Origin of the sequence: Planococcus maritimus, from assembly GCF_001687625.2 — a bacterium.
GTDB classification, from domain to species: domain Bacteria; phylum Bacillota; class Bacilli; order Bacillales_A; family Planococcaceae; genus Planococcus; species Planococcus maritimus.
This window is the reverse complement of sequence record NZ_CP016538.2, coordinates 2024017-2039232: the sequence shown is the minus strand read 5'-3', so window position 1 is coordinate 2039232 and position 15216 is coordinate 2024017. Positions and strand designations below refer to the sequence as shown.

Here is a 15216-nt window from a genome sequence, read left to right as displayed (position 1 = left end):
CTGCCTGAGCAGGCTTTTTTTTTATGAAGTAAACTCTTTGAGATGAAATGCTGTAACAATAGTGAAATATTTCAAAAACAAGTGGTGGCATGTGGGGGAATGTGGTACATTAATTATAATAAGTGGGGTGAAAGGCATGTTCATGGGCGAATTTCAACACAATGTTGATGCTAAGGGCAGATTAATCGTTCCTGCTAAATACCGTGACTTGCTGGGTGAGCAGTTTGTAATCACCCGGGGCCTGGATCAGTGCTTATTTGGTTATCCAATGAATGAATGGAATAAAATTGAAGAAAAATTAAAAGAAATGCCAGTTACGAAAAAAGATGCACGCGCATTTACCCGTTTTTTCTTCTCAGGTGCCCAGGAAATGGAACTTGATAAGCAGGGGCGCGTCAATATACCTGCGAACCTTTTGTCATATGCAAAGATCGAAAAAGAATGCGTCATTCTCGGCGTCTCCAATCGTTTCGAAATTTGGGCAAAAGATGCGTGGGAAGCATATTTTGAAGAATCCGAAGAATCCTTTAATGAAATTGCTGAAAACTTAACTGACTTTGATTTTTAACTAATGAACGGGGGGACTGGGTTGTTCAATCACACTACAGTTTTGCTGCATGAAACTGTCGATGGGCTGAACATTCGTCCTGATGGCATATATGTAGATTGTACACTCGGTGGTGCCGGCCATAGCGAATACTTGGCCGAGCAGCTATCCGATCAGGGACATCTGTACTGCTTTGATCAGGATGCAACAGCAATCGAGCATGCAAAAGAAAAACTGAAAAACCATTTACATAAGATCACTTTCATCCATGCAAACTTTAAGGATTTAAAAGAAGAGCTAGAAAAACACGGAGTCGAGAAAGTCGATGGCATTTTATATGATTTGGGGGTTTCATCGCCCCAGTTGGATACGCCCGAACGCGGATTCAGCTATCATCATGATGCGCCACTCGACATGCGCATGGATCAAAGCGCAGAGCTGAGTGCTTATCATGTTGTAAACGACTGGCGTTTTGAAGACCTCGTGCGTATTTTTTACCGCTACGGGGAGGAAAAATTCTCCAAGCAAATCGCTCGGAAAATCGAAGCTGCTCGCGAAAAAGAGCCGATCGAGACGACGGCCCAGCTTGTCGAATGCATCAAAGACGGCATCCCGGCACCTGCAAGACGCAAAGGCGGACATCCAGCCAAACGCGTGTTCCAGGCAATCCGCATTGCAGTGAACGATGAACTTGGGGCTGCTGAAACTTCGTTGCAGGATGCCCTAGACTTACTGGCAGTTAACGGCAGAATCAGTGTCATTACCTTCCATTCGCTCGAAGACCGCTTAACGAAGGCCTTATTTAAAGAAGCCTCATCGCTTCCGGAACTGCCTCCGAATTTGCCGGTCATTCCGGCTGGACTTGAACCCAAATTGAAATTGATTACACGAAAACCCATATTGCCATCGGAAGAAGAATTGGCGCATAATAATCGGTCGCGTTCCGCCAAGTTGCGGATTGCGGAGAAAATCAAACTCTAAGGACGTGTTTTAATGGCGTTGAATGCGAGAACCCAAACCTACATCCAACAGCCGGCCGTTCCGCAAAGTCCGAATAGACAGCCGGCTAAAAAGAAAAAACGCATCACCAAAGGCGAAAAGATCCTCTACACGGCTTTCCTGGCAGTTTGCATCCTGTGTGCATTGCTGGTCTTGCAAAATCAGTCGACCATTCAAGCTTCCACACAAGAAATTCAAACAATTGAAAATTCAATCAATGAAACGACGAAACAAAATACCGATTTGTCCGTGCAAGTAAGTGAACTGTCTTCATATGAGCGCATTTGGTCGAAAGCAAAGGATTACGGCTTAAAATTAAATGAGCGAAATGTAAAGGTAGTGCCGGGACAATGAAGAAGAAATTTCGTTTTCAAGGAGGAGCCTTTCTGCTATTTTTACTATTTGCAGGGCTCTTTTTCCTTTTAATGGCCAGAATAATCACAATCCAAGCGACGGGCAAAGTTGAAGGGCAGGAATTGGCTGCAAGAGCCGCTGCCAAATACAGCCAGGAAGAAGTGCTGACGGCAGAACGCGGAAAGATTTTGGACCGCAACGGCGAGGTTATCGCAGAAGATACCTTGACGTATAAATTGGTAGCGGTGCTGGATGAGTCGGTAACAACAAATCCCAAAGAACCGAATCACGTCATCGATGCCGAAAAAACGGCAGCGTACTTATCGGAGCAATTGGGCACGCCGACGGACGAATTGCAAAGCATCTTGGAGAATGGCATAGAAAAAGATCGCTATCAGGTCGAGTTCGGCGCAGCCGGGCGTGAAATCAGCCATACTCAGATGCTCGAAATGAAAGAACAGGACTTGCCGGGCTTATTGTTCGTCAAGGATCTTAAACGGCTATATCCGAACGGTGTTTTCGCTTCTCATTTAATTGGTTTTGCCATGAAAGAAGAGCTCGAAGATGGGCAAGTGAAAACCAAAGGCAAGATGGGATTGGAATCGATTCACGACGAAGTGCTGACAGGCAAGAACGGCAAAATGGAGTTCGATACCGATAAATGGGGCTATCTTTTGCCGAATAGCCAAGAAGCCATTACGCCAGCGATTGATGGATCCAATCTTCAACTGACGCTGGACCGGACGCTGCAGAATTTTTTGGAAGATGCCATGTCGAGCGTTCAGGAAGAATATAACCCAGCGCGCATGATCGCTGTGATCGCAGATCCGGACACAGGAGAGATTCTCGGAATGTCTCAGCGTCCGACATTTAATCCAAATACGCGAGAAGGCTTATCAGAAAACTGGTTAAATGAAAGCATTGAACTGACGATTGAGCCTGGCTCGCCTATGAAAGTATTCACTTTAGCGTCAGCTATTGAAGAAGGCAAATGGGATCCGAACGCTTATTACAATTCGGGAACTTATACACTGCTAGACCGGACAATCGGCGACCATAATAGTGGGCGTGGTTGGGGCAGCATTACTTTCCTCGAAGGTTTCCAGCGTTCGTCCAACGTATCGATGGGTTATTTGCTTGAGCGCCTCGGTGCGGATAATTTTATGAATTATATTGACGCATTCGGATTCGGCGAAAAAACGGGTATCGACTTGCCGAATGAAGCGGCTGGGAAGATTTTGGATGAATACCCAATCAATAAATTGACTACTTCTTACGGTCAGGGGTCCACGGTTACGCCGATCCAAATGATCCAAGCCGCGACGGCTATTGCAGGAGACGGCACGATGATGAAACCATATATCATTGACCAGATTAAAAATCCGGATACGGGTGATGTAACGGTGAAGTCAGAGCCTGAACAGGCGGGTACGCCGATTTCAGCAGAAACGGCGAAACAAGTACGCGAAGTCATGGCATCTACTGTGACTTCAGATGTAGGCTCTGCAAAAGGTTTTGCGCTACAGGATTATTCTGTAGCCGGTAAGACGGGCACAGCGCAAGTTCCTGGTGAAGATGGTCGATACATGACCGGCAGCAATAATTACCTGTTCTCTTTCTTGGGCATGGCACCGGCAGAAGATCCGGAACTCTTGATTTATATCGGTGTGCAGCAACCTCAATTGCCTGCGGATGAATATGGATCGGTCCCAGTTTCCAAAATCTTTACCTCCGTCATGGAAAATGGATTGAAATATTTGAACATCGCACCTGAGAATTCTGTAGAGGCTAAAACAGTTGAAATTGAAGACTATCAGGGGCTTTCTTTAGAAGAAACCGTGTCTCAATTAGAAGCTAAGGGATTAAATGCAGTCGTAGCTGGTGATAATTCGCAAATAACTGACCAATATCCACAAGCAGGCGAAAAGCTGGTAGCTGGAGAAAACATCATATTGAGAACCGGCGGCACTACCGCTATTCCTGACTTCACTGGTTGGTCAAAACGTGAGCTTCTGGCATTCCAAGCACTCAGTGGATTGCCGCTGGAGATCGCAGGCCAAGGCTTTGTCATGACACAAAGCGTGGCAGAAGGCGCAGTGCCAGAGAGCGGAGAATCTGTTATCATCGAATTGCAGCCGCCGGAAGTATTCTATCCGGCGCAGTCGCTAAAAGCTGAAGAAGAGCAGGCAACTGAAACAGATGGCCAACAAGCCGCTGAATCTTCAACAGAAGAAGCGACTGAACAACCAGCAGAAGCACCAACAGAACAACCGCAAGAACCGGCAGATCAACCGGTTATCAACGAAAATGAATAAATGAACGAGTGTACTCGTCTTTAAAGGAGCTCTATTAATGGAAGGTATAATTTTATTTGGATTTGGAATCGCATTAATCATGACTATTGCATTGATGCCTGTATTCATCCCGCTATTGAAACGCATGAAGTTTGGGCAAAGCATTCGTGAAGAAGGCCCAGAATCACATATGAAAAAAACGGGCACACCGACGATGGGTGGATTGGTGTTTCTCATTTCCATCATCGTAACGGTTTTGCTAGTCGCTGCATTCGATGGAGAACTGACGACTCCAGTAGTCATTTTACTAATGGTTTTGTTTGGCTACGGCCTGATTGGGTTCTTGGATGATTTCATCAAAGTCGTGCTAAAACGCAATTTGGGACTGACTTCTCTGCAGAAATTGCTGGCACAAATCGTCATTGCTGTTTTATCGTTCTTTTTGCTGCGCGCAAACGGATTCGATACGGCGCTTGGCATTCCCTTCACAGAAGCTTCTATTGAACTTGGATGGGTATATGTTTTATTCATCGTGTTCTGGCTGGTCGGCTTCTCTAACGCTGTCAATTTAACGGACGGGCTGGATGGGCTGGTCGCTGGAACAGCTTCTATCGCTTTTATTGCATTTGGTATCCTGGCGATCGTTCAAGAAGAAACGGGAATTGCTTTGTTTACTTTTGCAGTAGCCGGCGGATTGATTGGATTCCTCGTTTTCAATAAGTACCCAGCAAAAGTATTCATGGGCGATACAGGATCATTGGCTCTTGGTGGTGCACTTGCCATGGTGTCGATCCTGTTGAAACAGGAATTGCTCTTGCTATTAATCGGGTTGGTGTTCGTAATTGAAACAGCCTCGGTTATCTTGCAAGTAGGAAGTTTTAAACTACGGAAAAAACGTATTTTCAAAATGAGCCCGATCCATCATCATTTTGAATTGAGTGGCTGGTCTGAATGGAAAGTGGTCACCGTATTCTGGGGTGTCGGCTTTATCAGCGCAGCGATTGCCCTTTTATTGGAGGTTATGTAAATGAAAGAATTGCCGCAATTGCATCATAAAAAAGTACTTGTGCTCGGTTTGGCGAAAAGCGGCTTTACGGCTGCGCGCTTGTTACATAAACTCGGCGCCTTCGTGACGGTCAATGATTCCAAACCGTTCGAAGAAAATCCCGAAGCTCAAGAACTCCTGAATTTGGGTGTCACCGTCATTTGTGGGCGCCATCCTGAAGATTTGTTGGATGAAGGCTTTGAACTCGTTATTAAAAACCCAGGAATTCCATATCGCAACCATCTGATCCAGAAAGCGCTGGAAAAAGAAATTCCAGTGTGGACGGAAATTGAATTAGCCTACCGAATTAGCGAAGCTCCGTTTATCGGCATCACCGGTTCAAACGGCAAAACGACAACGACAACCTTACTGTTCCATATGCTCAATCAAGATGGCAAATCGCCGCTTATTGCAGGAAATATCGGCACAGTGGCAAGCGGAGTGGCAGAAAAAGCAACAGCTGACCATGTCATCGTCACAGAGCTGTCGTCGTTCCAGTTAAAAGGGACAGAATCTTTCCGTCCGCATATTTCGATCATTACGAATTTATACGAAGCGCATCTTGATTATCATGGATCGCTCGAGGATTATATCGGATCCAAAAAGAAAATTACCGAAAATCAGACAAGCGATGATTATTTCATCTATAACGCCGATCAACAGGTACTTGTTGACCATGCCAAGACGGTCAAAGCACAAGGAATTCCTTTCACTTTGAAAGGCCGAACTGAAGAAAGCATCAGCGCTGACAGTGAGTATATCTACTGGCAAGGAGAGCCGTTGATCGAACGTAAACGCATCATGCTTGCTGGCGAACATAATTTGGAGAACATCTTGTCGGCTACGGCAGCCACTTTGCTGTCTGGAGGCACGAAAGAAACCATCATCCGTGTGTTGACATCTTTCACGGGAGTTAAGCACCGTTCGCAATTTGTCGGTGAATGGCAAGGGCGTCGTTTCTATAACGATTCCAAGGCAACGAATGCATTAGCCACCAAAAGTGCGCTGGAAGCATTCAGCGAGAACATCATCCTATTGGCAGGCGGTTTGGAGCGTCAACATTCCTTAGAGGAATTGCGTCCTTATATGAACCGAGTGAAAGTGCTCGTGACATTTGGCGAGACGGCAGAGCGCTTTGTTGAATTTGCAGAAAGCTGCCATGTACCGACCGTCATCAAGGCCGGCTTAATGGACGATGCTGTTGAAAAAGCAATTAGCAGCTCATCTTCAGAAGACACGATTCTCTTGTCTCCTGCTTGTGCGAGCTGGGATCAATACGAGAGCTTTGAAGTCCGAGGCGATGCATTCATCGAGGCGGCAAAAAAATATACAGAAGCCAACGAATAAATCGAAGGAGCGGCGGATATGGACAAAGTGATAGACATCGAAGAACGCATACCAACGCTCCGGGAACGGCGCAGAAAAAGGTCGAACCGTAAATTTGCCGCGTTGCTGACGAGCTTTGTCTCTTTGCTGCTCATTCTTATCTACAGTCAGTCCCCTTATAGCGAGATTCAAGATATTAAAGTCACGGGTGCTGAGTTGTTCGACGGCGATAGCTATCAACAGGCAAGCACGTTGGCAATCGGCGACTCCATGTGGTCATTTGACAGCGGGGAAATCGAGGAGCAAATCGAAGCACTCGAATGGGTCGAATCAGCAAAGGTTGAGAAAAACTGGCTAACAGCTGTAGCTATTGAAATCGAGGAATACGTCGAGATGGGGTATTTGGATCAAGGCAATAGCTACCAAGTTGTTTTGTCGAATGGTGTGGTGCTCAACCAGCCGATTCGCGTTGTGGAAGGGCCGATTTTTTCGAATTTTGAAGACGAAGCGAAACGGGAAGCGTTGATGGAGCAATTGGTCAAGACAGACCCAGAAGTGCAAAACCTGATCTCCCAAGTTATTTTAGATACTGAGCAGGAACGTGCGGACTACATCACCATCTACATGAACGACGGCAATGAGATTAAGGCCATATTATCGACTTTGGCAGAAAAAATTAATTATTACCCGTCTGTCACCGCTCAACTAGAAGACCGAAAAGGCATTATCGATATGGAAGTCGGTATTTATTTCCGCTCCTATAACGATGTATTCGGTTTGGCGGAAGCGGGTGAGGAACTTGAAATTGCCGAAGAACAATGAGCGCAAAAGCATGAGCAAATCGATCATCTTTTCACTGGTCTTTTTGGTACTTGGCTTTATCATGGCCTATTCTTATAGCTTGTCCAATCAACGAGAAACGGAAAATGATTTCGCAGGGGCCGGCTTTTTCGAGCAAAAAGAACAATACGGTAAAGAATTAATCGAGCAGCAAGAACGCAATAAAGAATTGCGTGAGGAACTTGGCGATAAGCAAGAGACCGTTCAGAAATTCGAGCGGTCTGTAGTCGACGGCGAAGAAAACTATACGGCTTACGCCCGGGAGGCAGAAGAACTAAGACGCTTCCTCGGGCTTGTTCCGGTTAAAGGGGAAGGATTGACCGTAACACTTCAAGATGGTGATTACTCAATTGACCATGCCAACCCGAATGAATATATTGTCCATGAAAGCCATGTGTTCCAAGTAATCAATGAGCTTTACATTTCAGGAGCAGAAGCGATTGCGGTGAATGGGCAAAGAATTCATGGTAACTCTCACATTGTCTGCACGGGACCGGTCATTGCAGTTGATGGCATACAACACCCCGCTCCTTTCACTATTGAAGCGATCGGCAGTCCGGAAGTTTTAACCGCTTCCATGCAATTAGCTGGTGGTGTGCAGGATCAACTCCTCAACGATGATATCTCCGTAACTCTCGATCCCGGCCAAACCATCCAAATGCCGGCACTTTTGTCGGAAATGGATACAGGGGGAAGACGATGAAAAAACGCATTGCCGGCCGGTTTACGGCCATTCTTTTTGTCATCGGCTTTATGAGTGCCACACAATACAACACTGTAAACACAGACAATAGCCGGGATTACCGCGACACTTGGGAAATTCGCCAGCAATTATCACGGGAAAAGCAAGTACATTCGGAGCTGCTATCGGAAATCGGCCTATTGGATGATACACTCGCCAAGTACAGTGATAAAGCGACTGAAGATCCGCAGGCAGTCTTGAAAGAGACGGTAGAAGATTTGCGCCGTTCCGCTGGCCTGTCACAAATCAAAGGGCCGGGGATCGAACTCGAGGTCAGTCCGTCGCTTGAAGCGGTCGCGCTCGGAAGTGAAATAACGGAAATACCACCGGATTTATTGATCCGCTTAGTAAACGAAATTAACCGATTCGATGGCATTGAACTAGCAATCGCCGGCGAACGTGTCGTCAATACGACGGCGATCCGAGACATTAATGGCTATACAACGGTAAACACAGACCCCATCTCGACGCCGCCTTTGACGATTGCCATTACATCAAAGAGCATGGAAGAAGCACGCAAGCTATATAGCTATTTGTCGGCTTCCACCATTCATGAAGATTTTTATATAGACGATTTAACAATCGCCATTTCCGAGCCACAGGAACAATTGACATTGCCGGCGTTTGACGAAAAGATCCAAATGGGGTATTTAGAAGCCGGGGAGGGGGAGTAAGTATGTGGATTTCGATTCTTGGATTGCTGCTGGGCATTTCGCTTGGCTTGTTGACCGATATCCAAATACCAGCGGAATACACCAGCTATTTATCGATCGCGGTGCTGGCTTCCTTCGATACACTCTTCGGTGGGATCCGTGCCCATTTACAGCAAGTGTATGATGATAAAGTTTTTGTCTCAGGATTTTTCTTCAACATCGCGCTTGCTGCAGGTCTCGCTTTTCTCGGCGTTCATTTAGGTGTAGATTTATATTTGGCGGCAATTTTCGCATTCGGTGTAAGGCTGTTCCAAAATATTGCGGTGATTCGCCGCATTTTATTAACGAAATGGTCCGAAAAAAAGAAGCTTGGTGAGGCAAATTGACGAATTGCAGGAAAATTTTCTAAGTTTCGCTATTTTACTTAGACAAGGTGTGTATTTTACAATAGAATGTAATGTAGAGAAGTTTTATAAGGAGGTGCCACGAGTTGAGTCAATCAGAATTATATGTAAGTTTGGATATCGGGTCTTCCTCTGTCAAAGTACTGATCGGGGAAATGACCAATAAATCGTTGCACGTCATCGGCGTCGGCAACGTCAAATCTAATGGAATCAAAAAAGGTGCGATTGTTGATATAGATGCAACTGTACAGTCCATTAAAAAAGCAGTCGATCAGGCAGAGCGCATGATTGGCAAAGAAATCCATGAAGTCGTGCTGGGCATTCCGGCTAACCAAGTGGCATTACAGCCAGTTAAAGGTATTGTGGCAGTGAACAGCGAAAATCGTGAAATCACAGACGAGGACTTAGAACGCGTCTTGGAAGCGGCACAAGTTATGTCGATTCCGCCAGAACGCGAACTTGTCAATATCATCCCTGAAGAATACGTTGTTGACCATTTAGGCGAAATCAAAGATCCGAGAGGCATGATCGGCATTCGTCTTGAAATGGATGGTACAATGGTGACGACTTCGAAAACGGTCTTACACAATGTACTGCGCTGCGTTGAACGTGCGGGCCTCGAAATTCGCGAAATTTATGTGCAGCCGCTAGTAGCGGGAAGCTATGCATTGACAGAAGATGAGAAAAATCACGGAACGGCTTGTATCGATATCGGCGGTGGATCGACATCTATCGCAGTATTCCGCGACGGCCACTTGCGTGCAGCATCAGTTATTCCTGTCGGAGGCGATCATGTAACGAAAGATTTGTCCATCGTCTTGAAAACACCGACAGAGCAAGCAGAAAAAATCAAGCTCGAGCACGGCCACGCGTTCTTTGACGACGCTTCAGAAGAAGAAGTGTTTGAAGTGCCAGTGATCGGTTCGGATTCTAGAGAACAATATAGCCAAAAATACATATCTGAAATAATCGGAGTTCGCATGGAAGAACTTTTCGAATTGATTTTGGATGAGTTATACCGTCTCGGTGTCGATGAATTGCCGGGTGGTGTCGTATTGACAGGTGGAATGGCCAAAATGGATGGCCTTCCTGAACTGGCAAGAAGCATTCTCCAAACACGGGTGCGTCTCTTCACACCTGAATTCATCGGAGTGCGCGAGCCGCAGTATACTACAGCGGTGGGCTTGATCCAATACGCTTATGCGGAAGATTTGTTCTACGGAAATGTCGGCCATAGTTCAGCGGCTGCACATTCACAGAAACCTGAGTACGTGGAGCAGCAGCCGAAAAAACAAAAGCAGCCGAAACAACCGAAACAAGATAACGAAGGTGTCGTAAGCAAAGCCAAAAAAATGTTTGATCGCTTTTTTGAATAAAATCATCATTGTGTCCGGCTTATGTTCAAAAGCTGAGCAATCTTAGGAGGAAAAAAGAATGTTGGAATTTGATACAAATATCGATGCATTAGCCGTAATTAAAGTCATTGGTGTCGGTGGCGGCGGTAACAACGCAGTCAACCGGATGATCGAACACGGAGTTCAAGGGGTAGAATTCATCGCGGTTAACACAGACGCACAAGCCTTGAACCTGTCGAAAGCGGAAACACGCCTGCAAATCGGCGGAAAATTGACGCGCGGCCTTGGCGCTGGCGCTAACCCGGATGTCGGGAAAAAAGCGGCAGAAGAAAGCAAAGAACAAATCGAAGAAGCTTTGCGCGGAGCCGATATGGTATTCGTTACCGCTGGAATGGGCGGAGGCACAGGAACTGGTGCTGCACCTGTCATTGCTGGAATTGCAAAAGAACTTGGTGCATTAACAGTAGGTGTAGTTACTCGCCCGTTCACATTTGAAGGCCGCAAGCGTTCAACGCAGGCAATCGGTGGAATCGCGACGATGAAAGAATCAGTCGATACATTGATCGTCATCCCGAACGACCGTCTTCTTGAAATCGTTGACAAAAACACACCAATGCTTGAAGCATTCCGTGAAGCGGATAATGTCTTGCGCCAAGGTGTACAAGGCATCTCTGATTTGATCGCAGTACCTGGTCTTATCAACCTTGACTTTGCCGACGTGAAAACTATCATGTCAAATAAAGGTTCTGCACTGATGGGTATCGGTGTCTCTTCAGGAGAAAACCGCGCTGCTGAAGCTGCCAAGAAAGCTGTTTCAAGCCCATTGCTTGAAGTATCTGTCGATGGAGCAAAAGGCGTCTTGATGAACATTACAGGCGGATCAAACTTGAGCTTGTATGAAGTACAAGAAGCTGCCGATATTGTTGCTTCTGCTTCTGACGAAGAAGTGAACATGATCTTCGGTTCGGTTATCAACGACAACTTGAAAGACGAAATCGTGGTAACGGTTATCGCTACTGGCTTTAACGAAGAGCAATTGAACCCAGCTGGACGCGCACCGCGTGGATCTGGATTGAACGCGAACCGCATTCAATCAATCCAACAGCAAAACCCGGCTCCTTCTATCCGTGAAGCACGCCGCGAAGAACAGTCCCAGCGTCGTGAAGAGCAGACTCCATATTACAACCAGGAGCCTCAGCGCCAGGATAAGCAAAGTGAAGACGCATTGGATATCCCGACATTCTTGCGCAATAGACAAAAACGCCGTTAATAATTGTGAAGAAGACAGCTGCCCAACCGGCAGCTGTTTTTTTGCTTGAACAAATCTTTATTTGGCTTTTAGGTCCAGCTGCCACGTATCCTTCATAATTTCGTTGAAAAATAGGCAGCTTTATCGTTTTCATGAAAGGCTGAATTGATAAATCAGCTTTAGCTTGGTACAATAAAGTGAACGTCTATAGAAAAGTTGTGAGCATATGAAAGCGATTAAACCGAAATTTGAAGAAATGGCCCATACATTAAATCAAATCAATAGCGGCATTGAAATCGTCGCAGTTACAAAGCAAGTTGGTGTCGATCGAACGCAAGAAGCCGTCGACGCAGGCATTCGACATCTCGGAGAAAATCGTCCTGAAGGACTTCAGCTCAAACACGCTGAAATCAAGGGAAATGTTTCCTGGCATTATATCGGTACGCTGCAGTCTCGGAAAGTCAAAGAAGTGATTGGGTTGATCGATTATCTTCATTCACTGGACCGTATGAGCTTGGCGAAAGAGATTCAAAAACGTGCCGATAAGCCCGTTAAATGTTTTGTCCAGGTCAATGTATCCGGCGAGGATTCCAAGAGCGGTTTTTCACCGGAGCAAGTTCCCGCTTTTATTGAAGCTTTAAAGGAGTTCGATAAAGTGCAGGTGGTTGGCTTGATGACCATGGCCCCGAACACACAAGACGAGGCACAGTTAAGAACAACTTTTAAAGGATTGAAAGAACTCCAGCAGCAGATAGTAGCCGGAAAATGGCAACACGCCCCTTGCACAGAACTGTCAATGGGCATGTCGAATGACTACCTGATTGCAGCTGAAGAAGGCGCGACATTCGTCCGCGTCGGGACCGCATTGGTCGGGTCGGAAAGTGAGGCGGAAAGATGAGCATGAAGGATAAATTCAAAAATTTCTTTTACTTGGACGAGTATGAGGAAGAAACAGTTCAAGAAGAGCGTAAGCAGCGTCCTGTGCAACGCTACGAAAAGCCTGCACCGGAACCTGCCGAACAGGCGCAGAAAAAAGCACCGAAAGCAGCAAAAGCACCGAAGCCAGTGAAAGAACGCCGTGAGAATTTGGAGGAAAACACCGTGCAGAATATCGTTAATTTGCAGAATTCATCTGCCTCTTCATCAAAAGTCAGCTTGGCGGAACCGCGTGTTTATGCAGAAGCGCAGGACATTGCGGAAAGCTTGAAAACGAAACAGGCCGTCGTGGTCAATTTACAACGTATCGAACGAGATCAAGGCCTTCGTATTATCGACTTCCTAAGCGGCACTGTTTATGCACTTGGAGGGGATATCCAGCGCATCGGCACCGATATTTTCCTATGTGTACCGGATACAGTCGAAGTGGATGGCGCCATCTCCGATTACTATCACGACGATCAACAATAGAAAGGTGCTAAAAATCGAATGATTCTTCTTATCAATATACTACTTGGAGCTATAAACATTTATTTCTATTTGCTGATTATCAGCGTCTTCATGAGCTGGGTGCCGAGTATCAAGGAATCTGCTTTCGGGCAGGCCATTTCCCGTATCACCGATCCTTATCTGGATATTTTCCGCCGCTTTATCCCACCAATCGGCATGATCGACATTTCACCGATTGTGGCCATTTTTATGTTAAACCTTGCAAGCCGAGGCGTCCTAACAATAGCCAACTATCTTATCTAACATGAAGCTGTATAAGCCGCAGCTGATATTGAAAGGCGGAGAATCCATTTCTCTGTCTTTTTTATTTGCAAAAGCGGAAGGTGTTTGACCATCATTAGCGAAAACTGCGTAGAGTCATGATTTCAAGAACCGGAGGGGAAGGCACGTGGAAGAGATATTCCAGCATTTTAGAAAAGACGAACAACAATTTATCGAGCAAGCCTCAGACTGGCTGCGGGATGTGGAAGATATGTATGCACCGAAGTTAACGGATTTCCTAGACCCGCGCCAGCGCTTTATCGTTCAATCGCTCATCGGCGCGCGTGATGTAAAAATGGCCGCTTCCGGCTTGTTCAAGCAAGCTGAGCGAGAACGTGTCTTATTGCATCCTACGTATTATGTGCCGGAAGAAAGCGATTTCCAAGTCACCATGTTCGAATTGCGCTATCCGGTTAAGTTCGTCACCTTGAAGCATCCAGACGTACTCGGCGCGCTTATGTCGCTTGGCTTGGAGCGGGGGAAATTCGGGGACATCCGGATTGGCGATGGTACGGTGCAACTCGCTGTGATGACGGAAGTCGCGCCGTATTTGCGCGCCAATTTTATCAGCGCCGGGAAAGTGAAAGTTCAGCTCGAAGAAGTGGACGATCCAGCTAATTATCTCCCAGTCATTGAGGAATGGATGGAAGAAGCGCATACCGTCAGTTCGCTGCGCCTCGATACAATCGTCAGCTCGGTCTATAACATTTCCCGTCAAAAAGCTGCCGCATTGATCAATGGCGGAAAAGTAAAAGTCAATTGGACAGCACAAGAGAACGTATCATTTGAATTGCACGAATCCGATTTGATTTCAGCGAGAGGCTTTGGGCGCGTGCAAATCATTGCGATTGAAGGACGTACAAAAAAAGATAAAATTCGCCTGCAAGTCGGCAAATTGGAATTGAAAAAATAAAACACGCTCGAATGTGGTGAATAATACTGAAATTTCTCGCCATGACAGGTATAATGAGTGTAACTATGCAGAGAGTAAGGAGAGATACGATGCCTTTATCACCATTAGATATACATAATAAAGAATTCAGCCGCGCATTCCGTGGTTACCAAGAAGATGAGGTTAATGAATTCCTCGAACAAATCATGAAAGATTATGAAAAAGTGATTAAAGAAAGAACGGAAATGGAAGAGCGCATGAAATCGACAGATGAGCGCATGGGCCATTTCACAAACCTTGAGACGACTTTGCAAAAATCCATCTTCGTCGCGCAAGAAGCGTCAGAAGAAGTCCGCCGCAATGCACAAAAAGAAGCGGATTTGATTGTCCAGGAAGCAGAGAAAAATGCAGATCGTATCGTTAATGAGTCGCTTGCTAAAGCACGCCGCATCGCGACCGAAATCGAAGAGTTGAAAAAGCAGTCGAAGATCTTCCGCAATCGTTTCAAAATGCTAGTGGAAGCCCAACTGGACTTGATCGAAACGGAAGACTGGAACACCTTGCTTGAATACGACCTGGATACGGAAAATATCGACCAGCTCGAAAAGAAAGAAGCAGGAAACGCGGCGAAGGAATAAGCCCGCTCTTGACGGAGAATGATTCTGCTTCTATAATTACGACATACTTATAAACGCATTGATGGAGACAGTACGAAACGGAAATCCGATCGAGCGAGCCGGGGGCGGTGGAAGCCTGGCACGGTGCCGTCTTGGAAAATCACTCCTGAGCTGGACCGGTGAACGCAAGTA

17 protein-coding genes and 1 other annotated feature (1 of these 18 only partly in view) are annotated in these 15216 nt (G+C 46.1%); all 17 genes read left to right on the top strand.

The window, feature by feature from the left end; all coding sequences use genetic code 11:
• The first annotated feature begins 136 nt into the window (after nucleotides 1-136).
• The 17 genes from mraZ (at nucleotide 137) to BBI11_RS10185 (ending at nucleotide 15045) form a co-directional block, all read left to right on the top strand.
• On the top strand, nucleotides 137-568 hold the full coding sequence (gene mraZ, locus BBI11_RS10265; protein ID WP_068462976.1) for a division/cell wall cluster transcriptional repressor MraZ: 432 nt from the start codon (nucleotides 137-139) through the stop codon (nucleotides 566-568).
• Nucleotides 569-589: 21 nt separating this feature from the next.
• Nucleotides 590-1528: a 16S rRNA (cytosine(1402)-N(4))-methyltransferase RsmH gene (gene rsmH / locus BBI11_RS10260; RefSeq protein WP_068462973.1), complete on the top strand. Its 939-nt coding sequence runs from the start codon at nucleotides 590-592 to the stop codon at nucleotides 1526-1528.
• Nucleotides 1529-1540: 12 nt separating this feature from the next.
• Nucleotides 1541-1900, top strand: coding sequence for a cell division protein FtsL (gene ftsL, locus BBI11_RS10255; protein ID WP_068462971.1), 360 nt, complete (start codon nucleotides 1541-1543; stop codon nucleotides 1898-1900).
• Nucleotides 1897-4215, top strand: coding sequence for a penicillin-binding protein (locus BBI11_RS10250; protein ID WP_068462970.1), 2319 nt, complete (start codon nucleotides 1897-1899; stop codon nucleotides 4213-4215). The genes ftsL and BBI11_RS10250 overlap by 4 nt, the downstream gene beginning before the upstream one ends.
• Nucleotides 4216-4252: 37 nt before the next feature.
• Nucleotides 4253-5221, top strand: coding sequence for a phospho-N-acetylmuramoyl-pentapeptide-transferase (gene mraY / locus BBI11_RS10245; protein ID WP_068462969.1), 969 nt, complete (start codon nucleotides 4253-4255; stop codon nucleotides 5219-5221).
• The gene (gene murD, locus BBI11_RS10240; RefSeq protein WP_068462968.1) at nucleotides 5222-6586 is read left to right on the top strand and encodes a UDP-N-acetylmuramoyl-L-alanine--D-glutamate ligase; all 1365 of its coding nucleotides are present in this window, start codon (nucleotides 5222-5224) and stop codon (nucleotides 6584-6586) included.
• A gap of 18 nt (nucleotides 6587-6604) precedes the next feature.
• A complete protein-coding gene (locus tag BBI11_RS10235; protein ID WP_068462966.1) occupies nucleotides 6605-7387 on the top strand; it encodes a cell division protein FtsQ/DivIB in 783 nt (260 codons plus the stop codon).
• Nucleotides 7365-8108, top strand: a complete 744-nt coding sequence (locus BBI11_RS10230; protein WP_068462964.1) for a DUF881 domain-containing protein — start codon at nucleotides 7365-7367, stop codon at nucleotides 8106-8108. Before BBI11_RS10235 ends, BBI11_RS10230 begins: the two co-directional genes overlap by 23 nt.
• Nucleotides 8105-8821, top strand: coding sequence for a DUF881 domain-containing protein (locus BBI11_RS10225; protein ID WP_068462963.1), 717 nt, complete (start codon nucleotides 8105-8107; stop codon nucleotides 8819-8821). Before BBI11_RS10230 ends, BBI11_RS10225 begins: the two co-directional genes overlap by 4 nt.
• Before the next feature lie 2 nt (nucleotides 8822-8823).
• Complete coding sequence (locus BBI11_RS10220; RefSeq protein ID WP_068462962.1) at nucleotides 8824-9186, top strand: small basic family protein; 363 nt, start codon at nucleotides 8824-8826, stop codon at nucleotides 9184-9186.
• Between the two features lie 104 nt (nucleotides 9187-9290).
• Entirely contained in the window at nucleotides 9291-10580 is a 1290-nt protein-coding gene (gene ftsA, locus BBI11_RS10215; protein WP_068462961.1) for a cell division protein FtsA, read from the top strand.
• A gap of 58 nt (nucleotides 10581-10638) precedes the next feature.
• Entirely contained in the window at nucleotides 10639-11829 is a 1191-nt protein-coding gene (gene ftsZ / locus BBI11_RS10210) for a cell division protein FtsZ (RefSeq protein WP_058383516.1), read from the top strand.
• A gap of 205 nt (nucleotides 11830-12034) precedes the next feature.
• Nucleotides 12035-12706, top strand: a complete 672-nt coding sequence (locus tag BBI11_RS10205) for a YggS family pyridoxal phosphate-dependent enzyme (protein WP_068462960.1) — start codon at nucleotides 12035-12037, stop codon at nucleotides 12704-12706.
• Entirely contained in the window at nucleotides 12703-13215 is a 513-nt protein-coding gene (locus BBI11_RS10200) for a cell division protein SepF (protein WP_068462959.1), read from the top strand. The genes BBI11_RS10205 and BBI11_RS10200 overlap by 4 nt, the downstream gene beginning before the upstream one ends.
• A gap of 18 nt (nucleotides 13216-13233) precedes the next feature.
• The gene (locus BBI11_RS10195; protein WP_068462957.1) at nucleotides 13234-13497 is read left to right on the top strand and encodes a YggT family protein; all 264 of its coding nucleotides are present in this window, start codon (nucleotides 13234-13236) and stop codon (nucleotides 13495-13497) included.
• A gap of 145 nt (nucleotides 13498-13642) precedes the next feature.
• Nucleotides 13643-14428, top strand: coding sequence for a YlmH family RNA-binding protein (locus BBI11_RS10190; protein ID WP_068462954.1), 786 nt, complete (start codon nucleotides 13643-13645; stop codon nucleotides 14426-14428).
• An 89-nt stretch (nucleotides 14429-14517) separates the two neighbouring features.
• The gene (locus BBI11_RS10185; RefSeq protein WP_068462952.1) at nucleotides 14518-15045 is read left to right on the top strand and encodes a DivIVA domain-containing protein; all 528 of its coding nucleotides are present in this window, start codon (nucleotides 14518-14520) and stop codon (nucleotides 15043-15045) included.
• Nucleotides 15046-15094: 49 nt separating this feature from the next.
• Nucleotides 15095-15216: a binding site (T-box leader), on the top strand (it continues 87 nt past the right edge of the window).

Excerpts from the sequence above, each read along its gene's own strand:
- BBI11_RS10225 (WP_068462963.1), top strand. The coding sequence starts at position 8,105 with ATGAAAAAACGCATTGCCGGCCGGTTTACGGCCATTCTTTTTGTCATC.
- mraZ (WP_068462976.1), top strand. The coding sequence starts at position 137 with ATGTTCATGGGCGAATTTCAACACAATGTTGATGCTAAGGGCAGATTA.
- BBI11_RS10205 (WP_068462960.1), top strand. The coding sequence starts at position 12,035 with ATGAAAGCGATTAAACCGAAATTTGAAGAAATGGCCCATACATTAAAT.
- BBI11_RS10200 (WP_068462959.1), top strand. The coding sequence starts at position 12,703 with ATGAGCATGAAGGATAAATTCAAAAATTTCTTTTACTTGGACGAGTAT.
- BBI11_RS10195 (WP_068462957.1), top strand. The coding sequence starts at position 13,234 with ATGATTCTTCTTATCAATATACTACTTGGAGCTATAAACATTTATTTC.
- murD (WP_068462968.1), top strand. The coding sequence starts at position 5,222 with ATGAAAGAATTGCCGCAATTGCATCATAAAAAAGTACTTGTGCTCGGT.
- mraY (WP_068462969.1), top strand. The coding sequence starts at position 4,253 with ATGGAAGGTATAATTTTATTTGGATTTGGAATCGCATTAATCATGACT.
- BBI11_RS10220 (WP_068462962.1), top strand. The coding sequence starts at position 8,824 with ATGTGGATTTCGATTCTTGGATTGCTGCTGGGCATTTCGCTTGGCTTG.
- ftsZ (WP_058383516.1), top strand. The coding sequence starts at position 10,639 with ATGTTGGAATTTGATACAAATATCGATGCATTAGCCGTAATTAAAGTC.
- BBI11_RS10250 (WP_068462970.1), top strand. The coding sequence starts at position 1,897 with ATGAAGAAGAAATTTCGTTTTCAAGGAGGAGCCTTTCTGCTATTTTTA.
- BBI11_RS10185 (WP_068462952.1), top strand. The coding sequence starts at position 14,518 with ATGCCTTTATCACCATTAGATATACATAATAAAGAATTCAGCCGCGCA.
- ftsL (WP_068462971.1), top strand. The coding sequence starts at position 1,541 with ATGGCGTTGAATGCGAGAACCCAAACCTACATCCAACAGCCGGCCGTT.
- BBI11_RS10235 (WP_068462966.1), top strand. The coding sequence starts at position 6,605 with ATGGACAAAGTGATAGACATCGAAGAACGCATACCAACGCTCCGGGAA.